The 10,697-nt window shown below is 38.0% G+C and carries 9 protein-coding genes; all 9 read right to left on the bottom strand.

Features of this window, described 5'->3' with window-relative positions:
- Positions 1–280 (bottom strand): glycosyltransferase (locus tag L3J70_11525; protein ID MCF6236980.1); only part of this gene is annotated, 280 nt, incomplete at its 3' end.
- Positions 281–321: 41 nt separating this feature from the next.
- A complete protein-coding gene (locus L3J70_11520; GenBank protein ID MCF6236979.1) occupies positions 322–1,602 on the bottom strand; it encodes a hypothetical protein in 1,281 nt (426 codons plus the stop codon).
- A gap of 32 nt (positions 1,603–1,634) precedes the next feature.
- Complete coding sequence (locus L3J70_11515) at positions 1,635–2,447, bottom strand: FkbM family methyltransferase (protein MCF6236978.1); 813 nt, start codon at positions 2,445–2,447, stop codon at positions 1,635–1,637.
- 58 nt (positions 2,448–2,505) lie between these two features.
- The gene (locus tag L3J70_11510; protein ID MCF6236977.1) at positions 2,506–3,183 is read right to left on the bottom strand and encodes a hypothetical protein; all 678 of its coding nucleotides are present in this window, start codon (positions 3,181–3,183) and stop codon (positions 2,506–2,508) included.
- A complete protein-coding gene (locus L3J70_11505) occupies positions 3,180–4,082 on the bottom strand; it encodes a hypothetical protein (protein ID MCF6236976.1) in 903 nt (300 codons plus the stop codon). The genes L3J70_11510 and L3J70_11505 overlap by 4 nt, the downstream gene beginning before the upstream one ends.
- On the bottom strand, positions 4,066–4,797 hold the full coding sequence (locus tag L3J70_11500; protein MCF6236975.1) for a hypothetical protein: 732 nt from the start codon (positions 4,795–4,797) through the stop codon (positions 4,066–4,068). Before L3J70_11500 ends, L3J70_11505 begins: the two co-directional genes overlap by 17 nt.
- 16 nt (positions 4,798–4,813) lie before the next feature.
- Complete coding sequence (locus L3J70_11495; protein MCF6236974.1) at positions 4,814–5,770, bottom strand: Wzz/FepE/Etk N-terminal domain-containing protein; 957 nt, start codon at positions 5,768–5,770, stop codon at positions 4,814–4,816.
- 15 nt (positions 5,771–5,785) lie between these two features.
- Positions 5,786–8,509, bottom strand: a complete 2,724-nt coding sequence (locus tag L3J70_11490; protein MCF6236973.1) for an SLBB domain-containing protein — start codon at positions 8,507–8,509, stop codon at positions 5,786–5,788.
- A 25-nt stretch (positions 8,510–8,534) separates the two neighbouring features.
- Positions 8,535–10,670, bottom strand: coding sequence for a YjbH domain-containing protein (locus L3J70_11485; GenBank protein ID MCF6236972.1), 2,136 nt, complete (start codon positions 10,668–10,670; stop codon positions 8,535–8,537).
- Between the last annotated feature and the right edge of the window lie 27 nt (positions 10,671–10,697).

Genomic DNA, 10,697 nt, shown 5'->3' with positions numbered 1-10,697 from the left:
CATCATCGTCATCAACCAGTGCGATCCAATCATTTTTTGTTTCTTGAATCCCGACATTTCTAGCATGAGGTGCGCCTCTATTTTTCTCATAGCGGATATATTTCAGGTTCTTTATTTTATTTTTATATTCGTTAATTACCAAAGTATATTCTTCAGGATTAGGAGAAGCATCATCAACCACAACCAACTCTTCAGGTGCTACTGTTTGCAAGATAATTGAATCTAATAATCTAGCCAGCAAGTCAGATCTTTTATATGTCGGAATGACTACACTAATCATTTTGTTTTTTACTTATCCTATTATTTTAGTTGCTTTGTTAGCTAATGTTTTCCATAAATGAGAGACCTTAGAGTAAGATCTGAATTTCTGATGTATTTCATAATAGCAATTGAAAAAATAACATAAACAACCATACTGGCCACTGCACAACCAATAGGGCCTAAAATACTTGTTAAATATGGATAAATTACAATTGCACACAAAAAAGTAGGAAAATAAACTTTAAAGAAAACATCGCGCATTGGTGACGAAACCATCAGGTACCCAATTAGAGGGCGCATGATATTCACAAAAAATACCCCTAAGCTAATATATAATCCAACTAAATATGCCTTCTCTATATCCAAATCACCATTAGAAAATATCATGAGAATATATTTACCCAGCATCCAAAAAATACCCAGTTGCATGAAAGACAAAATAAAATTAAGTTTCCATATCTTTGATAGCTCTGCAATCCACCCCGGTTTCCACTCCAGATTTGTTAATAAAATAGATGTCATGGACTGGATATAAAGAGGAATCAAAAAAAATAGTGATGAAACTTTAAGGGCTAATGTATATTCCGCTATCTCTTGGGATTCAACTGAAAATAAAGAAAGAATCCATGGGTCTATATTGTATATAAAATATGCTGTTACTGCTCCAAAATGCTGCCATAATGAGAAGTTTTTTATTGTTTTCAACCAAAATTTTACGTATGAATTATCCCACCTAAAAAAAGCTCTAGTTAGTTTTTTCAATTCAAACAACCAAATCCACGCTGACAAAATCGCCCAAATAGCAAATATAGAATAATATATCAAGAGCGTAGGGTTCAGTATTATGAGCAAAACTAATAAAAATAATAAAAACTTTAATGCAACCTCTATTATAAAGATTCTGCGCTGCTCTAAACGAACACGTAGTACAATTCTTGATATCTCTGACAACTGAGTAAACTGAATAATAAAAAAATACAATGAAGCAAAGAAAATAGGCCCTAGCTCTCCATTTTCAACAATAAAGCTAATTACAAGCCCAACTGAACCAATCAAGAAGGTCTTTAGAAGCCAAAAGCACTGAAACGACTCTAAGCAATACTTTGCATTACCATTTTTTTGCCACTTAACATAATCACGAATTACAACTGTTTCTGGAGTTATTGCAAACACATTGAAAAATATCAACATTCCTGTGGATATACCAAAAAGTGCTATCTGGTCTGTTGGCAGAACCCGCATTACAATAATTAACGTAAGAAAGTCAAATCCTCTGGCTATTAACTGCTCAACTGCACCAAACTTAAAAGCAGAAAAAAAACGTTGTTTAACTTCATTCATTTTTCAAATAAGCTCAATTATATAGTCCATAATTATGCTTTTTTCTTAAATACAACATGCCTGTTAACATACGTTAAATTATCAGGCTCTATCTCTAAAGAGCTGCCATCGTATTGAATTATGTGTGCACTGTAACCCTTATGTTTGAAAAAATTATTAATCTTTGTGTAAACATCACCTACCGATTGATATTGAAAATCACTAAACTCAATAACTACTTGGCAGCCACTGTCAATTAATCTTTCCGCACCTAAAACAACCTCATATTCTGATCCATCTGTATCAATTTTAATAATATCTGCATTATCAACTACATCATCAATGGAATATTTCTCAATCTCTAAATCACCGACCTTATCTAAATGAGGTGATGAACTTGTTAAACGTGAAATACCTTTTTCAGAACTAGCTGCTCCCTTAATACATTCCACATTACAAAACTTATTCCTCTCAACACTTTTAACTAAGGATTGATAGTGTTCAGGAAATGGCTCAAAAGCAATGATACGCCCCGATTCTCCCACTAACTTTCTTGCTAAGGTTGTATATGTCCCTCGATGAGCACCGACATCAATAAATATTTCTCCTGACTTCAGTTCTCTTTGTAAAAAACGTCTTAAATCTGGCTCCCACACCCCCCAAATACGTTGTATATCTCCTGGGTGTTTCAAGTTAAGATAAATAAAAGATCCAAAAACATTCACATATGCATATTTATTAGGTGTTAACTTTGAAAAAAGTACACTAGAGTAATGTGAAAATTTTGGTGACTCTCTTATGCCGCGTGGTAGCAATAAATAAATTTTTTTCGAAAATTCGATTATTTTAGGACTTTCTTCAATCATATCCATATCTCCTATTAACTATAGTTCTTGAAGCACAAGAAAATTTTTACTACTTATGTCACTCCATATGAGCTTTAGTATTACCTTTATTTATGTAATATTTATACTGATACATATAGGTATCTCCTTCTTTAAACTCTATACTGTTTTTTTCAAGAACATGCATCACTGCTTCTCCTGCCGATGAGCGTTGCTTACCCCTCCTTATCAAAAACTCTTTAGAGATAAGCTTAATAGGAGAGTTATCAAGTAAAGGTATATTGACAGGATAAAAAACCTCAAATAAAACAGTTTTTTTAAAAACTATCGTATCCTCAACTTGTACTGAGGCACCTTCAATAAGAAATTTTCTTTCAAAGCGAATCAAAGGGCTCTCACCCATGAAGCCTTGTGGTGAGGCTATATAATCTAATTGCTCAAGAAAATAGAAATTTTTATCCGCCCTACATCGGCTTACAAAAATATTGCGCCAGTAAATATTTATATTTTTTCTGAAAATATTAAAAATTTTCTGGCTTAAAGGCCATCTGTTTTTTAGAATACCCCAAGGAAGGCCTATGGTATGTAATCCACAACCTTCCTGACCATCTTCCCCCCCAAAGCGCGGGGTCAGCTCTTTTCCTTGGTAATGTATGTAAGGCAGCGGCTGCTCATCCGCAATATGCCCATATCCAGACAAAGGAACTGCCCAGATAACGCTCGCCCCTCCATCCAATTTATGCTGAAAAATATTCATAGCCTTCCAGCTTTAAGAAGGCAGTATGCCAAGAATGGTTGGTAGTCATATAAAGTATTGTATCCATACCACCCTAAAGGCTTATCTTTCTTGAAAGAAACCTCTCCCTGCTCTGGCTGACGTTTACGTAAAACCAGTGGGAAGCTGCCATCGTCTCTCTGAAATCCCAATACACGCTTTTGAAGTGCATTAAGAATATAAGGGTCAATTTTTTGGATGTTTTTATTATATTTTTCTAAAGAATAGATCAAGGCTCCATAACCAAATATTTGCTCCTGACCACGCCCTATATACAAAGCCGTACCATCATCAAGAATAGTAGACAGGCTGTATTTTATGCCATTGCAGAACCATTCTTGAATAAATTCATGTTCTGGATAACGATCCATCAACTCAGCTAGAACAAACAGACAAAAAGCATGGTATTGCAGTGACCTTGTTCGCTGCTCATCAAGTATCAATCCTTCTTTTGTTGTATAAAAAAGTTTTGCCATTCTTAGTTGAAAAATTTCAACAATATTTAACCGACGAAAATAGCTTTTATTGAGCTGCCTGAGTAGGTACCAATTCAACATGCGTGTGCCCTTTTTATTATATTTATTAAAGGGTAAATCTATTTTTTTATTGCTAATTAATGAACAAGAATTTTGAACTGCGTAAACAATAAATTCCCAAGGAAAGTTGATTGTTGAGCTATTTTGATTTGATAAAAATCTGAGTGCACGTTGAGCCAGCCTGTTTTCAGGAAAGTTGGGATTGTATTGAAGAACTGCCAGCATTATAAATGCATAGCCCCAGCTTGGCTCATCGGGAAAACCTGACTCGGCATTTAATTTAGCATCAAGATGCACTAAAAGTTTTTCTCCAGATTCAGTGTAAGACTCAATTCGATCTTTCATTGATCACTTGAATCTTTGTTCTTAAAGAGATTTTTGTATTTCCAGGAATACACACCTCTCCTACAGATTGAATTGGAAAAAAAGGATAATCACGTTCTCTTACTCGGTATAATTTTCTTTTTAGCCATTTAGGCCATAGTGATTGAAATTTGAATGGTTTATTGAATCTGGGGTGGCACCCTCTTACGATTAAATTAGCTGACTCTATTTTTGCTATGCACCGATGATGAATAATCCAGCGATAACCTTTTTCAGTGTTTGCCTCATCCCGAATGTAAAATACGTTGTCGAATCCAGCAGGTAGATTAGAAAAGTTATCTTCAAAAGTGATCCACCCATCATCGCCAATGGGAACCTGTGGTTTGGCATGATGATACTGATAATAGAAATTTGAGTTATTGTGCCCTATTTTTTGATTATCAATATAAGCAGGCCTGTTATTTCGTGAATACACTACAAACCTGGAAACGGCATCAAAAAGATAATTTTTTTCTAATGCCAAAAATGACAAATCTCTTGTTCCTTGTGCCCCTTTAAACGCAACTGAGTCTGTAATTTCAAATTTTGCAGCCGGTATCATCGCGTTTATAGAGAGTTTTTCATTGTAATCATAATCTTGTGGGGAGTTATTTTTTGATGCAGAAAAAAAATTATATGAGTTGCCAAACTCAACATCCAGAGTTAAATCACCCTCAACTAATAAATTATTAAACATTATTCAGGTTAAAATACTATTGTGCAGCCTTACGCTGCTTAACAATAAATGTTAATAAAAAAGCTAAAAATACTGAAAACATAAAGCCTGATAAAAATCCAAGAATAACAATTACAGCACGTTTTGGTTTGATCTTTTCTTCAGGCATTACCGCAGGATCAATCACCTTTAAAGCATACTGCTCACTTACTTTGGCTAACATGATTTTTTGTGTTTCTGACTCAATCAGTCGGTAAAGCACTTGATGCATATCAACCACAGAAGTTTGCTGAAGTTGCTCTTGTAAATAGTTGATGCTACTTTCTGCTTCAGTTACAGCAAGAGTGCGCAACTTTTTATTGAGACGAACAATCAGGTTGTTAGCCCACTCTGCTGCCAACTCAGGATCTTTCCAGTCAATAGAGATAGTCACCAAACCACTATCCTTATTAATAGAGTTCATCAAAATTGATTTACTAAAGACTTTATAGGCGCTCCACATTGAAGGCGGCTCCTTACCTTCTTCAAGAATCCACTGACCGGAAGAATCATCCCATATATCGGAAAACAGAATAGGCAATATCTTTTCTTCTTTTAAAAAAACCTCCAGAAAACGTCTGGATGTCAATACTGCAAGGGTGTGCTCTGTACTGTTACTGCCAAGATCAATCCCCACCATGGATGCCAAACCTCCAAACTGTCCAAGAGCACTGGCAGCTCCGCCACTCCCCTCCCCTCCCATAGGAGCAAGGAGTACTTCTGCTCTGTAGATAGGTGTCATTAATAATGCGACTACAATTGATGTGATGGTAAAAAGTAGTGTAATAAGGACAATTAACTTTTTACGTTCCATCAAAATCCACCAATAGTCCACCAGATTGATTTTATCTTCCTCTACGCTAATGGTTTGTGGATAATAAGCATAAGGCGGCACAGCTTGTTGTGTTCCTTTAGAGGAGTTTTGTTTTTCTTCATTATTCATCATATTATCCATTTAGAAAGTTAGCCCCTAAAGAAGATTAAATACCTTCAAACTCGCTGCTGAAACAGCTAACTGATAAATAATCTGGCTCACATCAGTAAACAATTTAAGTTTGCTAATCCGGTCAATTTTAACCGGCACTATAATAGTATCTCCTGGCCCTATTTCTACAGATTTTTGATACCACCTTTCCGGTGGACTCACAGAACCATTGGCATGAACAACATACACCGATTTTTTATTACCTCTTTCAGTAATGCCCCCACTGAGCCTTACATATTCATCACGCTTTATACCTTGCTCATAAATATGAGATGTCAGGTGGTAAACCTCCCCCACCACAGTCACTTCATCAGGCCTTTTTGGAACATATAGCTGGTCACCACTTTGAAGCGCCACATCATATGAGCCCGTTTCACCTAATATAGTCGGTAAATTTATCACCATGCGACCCATTGCTTCGACTGATCGCATTTGCTCCAGCAGCACTCTCCCTTCAATGATGGCTCTCCCTTTATCCATACCAATTTCATCACCATGAGCTTGAACGACGGCCAGATCACGCTCCAGTTGCATCGCCATGCGCTCTAGATGTTGTCTCTCTCTTTCACGGACGGACTCTCGTACAAATATGGCACCTTTTGCATAACCCATATCTGTTAATCCTCCTGCACGTTTTATGACATCACTCAAACGTTCACCTCGACCAATTGAGTAAACACCAGGAAATTCAACTTCGCCCAAAAGTTCTATATGCCCCTCTTCGTCCCAACTGGGAATTCGTCGCACCAGCAACTCATCATAGGGTTTTAATTGAACGTCAAATGATTGGTCACCGGCCAATACATGATCAAGATTAATATCTCTCCGTAAGAGTTCACGGCGCTCACCATCCGATACGACATAAGATGTCAACTCTGCTCGTAATGTGTATGCATTATCAGTTAAGCCACCAGCGGCACGTAACAGGTCACTGACTTTCATGTTTTCAGTCAAAGGGTAGCGATCGGGATGATGCAGCAAGCCTTTTATGTTGACAATTTTAAGTGGTTGCTCTGGGCTTGCTTGGCTGCTGATTAAATTAAGCCAAGGTTCTAGCACTGTTTTTCGATCATTACGAGAGTCAAAAATATAAACTTCATCTTTAGAGTTCAAGAGAATATTTTCTTCATTAGAGTCGGCGCTTAAAACCTTCATAAGATCGACATCTAATAATTTAACGCCTCTTTTATCCTGAAATTGACGTTTGATCACAAGGTAATGCTTATCTGCACCAGGAAGTAACATATTAAGTGAAGGAAGCAAATCACGAATACGCATTCCTTCAAACCATGAATAGTCTCCTGGTGACTCAACATAACCCAATAGTCTGACAAATTTTTCTAGCTTATCTGGCTGCGAAAGAACCGTGACTATATCGCCATCAACCAGACTCACCAAACCATTTCCAGCGTTTTTTAAATCAACTGTTTGCAGTGAACGTCCACCACTTTTTTTAATTCTTTTAATTTGAATATTGTCGAGTAATGCTTCTGGAGAAAAGCCTCCTGCCATTTTCACTAAATCATTAATATTCTTTTCATTCTTTAGCTCATAGATCGCAGGTCGTAAAATCTCACCTGATATTCCGACCGTTTTACCGATCGGTGGAACAAAAATGACATCACCAGGAAGCAACCGTTTGTCCGACTGGGTATTACCATGCAGAAGCAAATCATACAGATCAAAATTTGAAATGACTTTACCATTTCTTTTTAACTGTATATTTCTGAGTGAACCAATATTTTTCACGCCACCGCTTGTAAATAGAGCATTTGTGAGTGTTGAAAGGCCGCTTACGGTGTATGAACCTGCTTGTATTACTTCGCCCAGAACAAAGATGCGTATTGAACGTAAACGACCCAGTGTTACCGAGACTTTTGTTCCAATAAATTGTCTTTTTACACGAGTCTTAATTTCACTCTTCAGCGAAAAAAAATCGAGACCCGCCACTTGAATCGGTCCAATTCCTGGGAATAGTAGTGATCCATTTCTTCTAACATCCAGTTCATACTCTGCATTATCTTTTCCAAACAGTTGAATAATCACAGTGTCACCTGGGCCGACGACATAATTTTCAGGGGTTGGCAGTGCTGTAATAGAGTTAAATGATTGACCGGAATCAAGAAAAACATCATAACCAAAAGGAGCGAGCCCTCCATTTATGGGCATTCTTTTTATAGAGATATTTAATCCCTGAAGTGCGGGTTCAATCGAAATAAGCTCTTCGGCCTGCTTAATGGTCAGACCAGAAATTACAATTGGGCCCAGTGATGGCAGTATAATTGAGCCAGTTCGATCAAGTGTATAGATCATGCTTTCTGGAATACGTGAGTCTTCACCATCGTTTGAAGTCATACGTAATAAGATGGTATCTCCACTGGCGAGTGGATCTAAATCAGAAGGGGGCTTTATCTCTTTATTTACCTTGACTTCAGGCTGCAATTTCGAATCTGGATCTAAATCCGACTCTGTGCTCAAGCCTGAGCTCTGGGAAAACACCTCTTCGCTCCCGGAGATTCGACTCATATCACGATTGCCATTACGCTTTTTAATGGTTTCTATCATAGCTTTTTGCTGTGATTGAGGCATTTTCATAAAGCTTTGTATTTGCCCTTGTGTCACCTCTGCAAAGGCAATAGTGCTTGATAAAGCAACACTTACAGACAGCCATAATAAAGCCAGTAATTTCAGGTAATTATTTCTCATCATTCTCTTTGTGATTTATTAAAAATGTTTATCGGTCAAAATCGGTTAGATAGTCATGCTCTGCACTATCAAGCATCAAAGGCCGCTCCATCAGGCGATAAAGATCACCGGGTGACTCCACCATTTGCCCGACATCTCGCGTCCATGCCGAAAGCGACATATCAGAGCGTGCCTGTGTATCTTCGGTCAACATTGAACCCAGTGGGACCGATAAAAATATGCCCTTATCATAATATGGACTTTCAGGTGTGCCAGGCGATGTAATATCATTGCCATTTGTATACGTATACCATACACCTGCCTCAATTCCACTTCTAAATCGACGTTTTAGTTCAAGGCGTACACCTCTGTCTTTCGCTAAAAATCGCCCTATACGTGAAGTTACCGTCACCCCATAACGTGGAATTCGATAATGAAGGGAGCCAATCACGGTTGTTGTTTTATATTTTATAAAAGCAAAGTTTGTGCCCGGTTGTCGTTGTTTCACCCAATCAACGGATAAATCCACCGCCCAATGGTCTTTTTCGGGTAAGTAGAGCGTTTGTCCGCCCAGGCCTGCATACATCTCATCGTAATATCCCATAGAAATACGGCTATAAACTCTTTGTTTTGGTTGAAAATATTTGTTAATAAACAGCCTTTCCATGCGAAGGCGATCCCCCTCTCTTTGATAGGCTGCAATATTTGAGCGCACATGGGGCAATAAGCTGCTGGAGGGACGTGTAACATCACTGACATCTTCGGTAATAGTTAGCCTTGCCGCTGCATTCAAAAACCAGCCAGGCCAAAAATGCTGGCTGTATTTTGCGGTAGCAAAAATGTCGTAATGAAATGCGCCACTGGGATCATTAAAGAAAAAGCGCATATTTAATGGTACAAAACTCAGCTTTGATAATAAATTATTTTCAGCTTTAAAGCTGATGACATGCCCTTCATCCCCAAATTTTGTATTGACATCAAAGTTATTTGAATCATCTTGATCAAGTGTTATACGGTTTTTTTCTGCAAACTTGTATAGATCACTTGGCTGGCTATATTCAATGTCAATTGTTGATTCAAGCTCTTGCCAGGTTTTATTTTCTGTCAAATATCCGTCTAGAATAACTAAATCATTCAACGTATATGTTAATACAGCCAAATCATTGACGGTATAAGTCACTTTTATTGTTTTGAGTGTTGATGGGCCGAGTAACAGAATCGTTCGTGCGGCACGTCCAATGGCTCGGCCCATGAGTGAGATTCGGGTATGAGTCAGGCTGACTTCAACCTGATTTTTACTTACAATCAGGTGAACATTTTTAAAACCCTGTTGTTCGAGCGCTTTGAGTAACTTTTGATAATAGGTCGCGGACTCTTGTGTCGATACATCATGATGATATTGTGATTTTTTCGTATAGGGCGCTGGCTCTTCAATTTTAGGGACAAACTCTCGCCTCATTAATGGAATTGATAAAAAAAGATTCGCTAGAATCTGACCATCCTGATAAGCCAGTTGTGATCCAATCCAGCCAAAGCGATACTCCAACCCATAACCCACGCCACGATTACGACTGCCTGCCGTTGATTGACCTGCTCTGGGGTCATTGGCATAATCATATGCATCATACTCTGCAATCAATGAGAAATTCTGATAGCGTGACGGGGTATATCGCAAACCACCAAACAATCCATCAATACGTTTGTTTCCATAACCTAATGTTAAATCAATATTGGAAATTTTTTTGCTGATCGCAAGGTATTTAGATGCAAACAGATTCGTTCCTAAAAAGTCCTGTTGACCCACCGCAATATTAGGGCGGTAAGTGGTTTCTTTTAATAAAATCAGTTTGGCATCAAAGGCTTTATCTTTGTAATCACCAAAATCGTCATTATCTTCAAACCCTGATACGCCATTAATTCGAGTATATCGGCCTGATAATTCAAATCGGGGGAAGAGTGAAATACTGCCCCACAGTGCAGTATAAGGAGAGGAGTTGCTTAAGCCAAAACGTAAACTGCCATCTTTCCCTATGCGGCCATCAGGCATGCTAATAAGCCCAGTTTGGCCAGTCAGACTCGCTCCGGCAATAGAGGCAGTGGAGTAGAGCAAAAAAATAGCAGTAATGATGAAGGTAAAGTACTGCATAGAAACTGAGCGTACCATAGGGTTGACTCTTATTTTCATAAAATTCAACCCATCAGTAGAAGAAGT

The organism is Gammaproteobacteria bacterium, from assembly GCA_021648145.1.
Lineage (GTDB): Bacteria > Pseudomonadota > Gammaproteobacteria > JAADGQ01 > JAADGQ01 > S141-38.
Note: the sequence above shows the minus strand (reverse complement) of the source record. Positions and strands in the feature narration are given on the sequence as shown.

Bases quoted from the DNA above. Each gene is read 5' to 3' on its own strand.
- L3J70_11485 (MCF6236972.1), bottom strand. From the start codon at position 10,670: ATGAAAATAAGAGTCAACCCTATGGTACGCTCAGTTTCTATGCAGTAC.
- L3J70_11515 (MCF6236978.1), bottom strand. From the start codon at position 2,447: ATGATTGAAGAAAGTCCTAAAATAATCGAATTTTCGAAAAAAATTTAT.
- L3J70_11500 (MCF6236975.1), bottom strand. From the start codon at position 4,797: ATGTTTAATAATTTATTAGTTGAGGGTGATTTAACTCTGGATGTTGAG.
- L3J70_11510 (MCF6236977.1), bottom strand. From the start codon at position 3,183: ATGAATATTTTTCAGCATAAATTGGATGGAGGGGCGAGCGTTATCTGG.
- L3J70_11495 (MCF6236974.1), bottom strand. From the start codon at position 5,770: ATGGATAATATGATGAATAATGAAGAAAAACAAAACTCCTCTAAAGGA.
- L3J70_11520 (MCF6236979.1), bottom strand. From the start codon at position 1,602: ATGAATGAAGTTAAACAACGTTTTTTTTCTGCTTTTAAGTTTGGTGCA.
- L3J70_11490 (MCF6236973.1), bottom strand. From the start codon at position 8,509: ATGATGAGAAATAATTACCTGAAATTACTGGCTTTATTATGGCTGTCT.
- L3J70_11505 (MCF6236976.1), bottom strand. From the start codon at position 4,082: ATGAAAGATCGAATTGAGTCTTACACTGAATCTGGAGAAAAACTTTTA.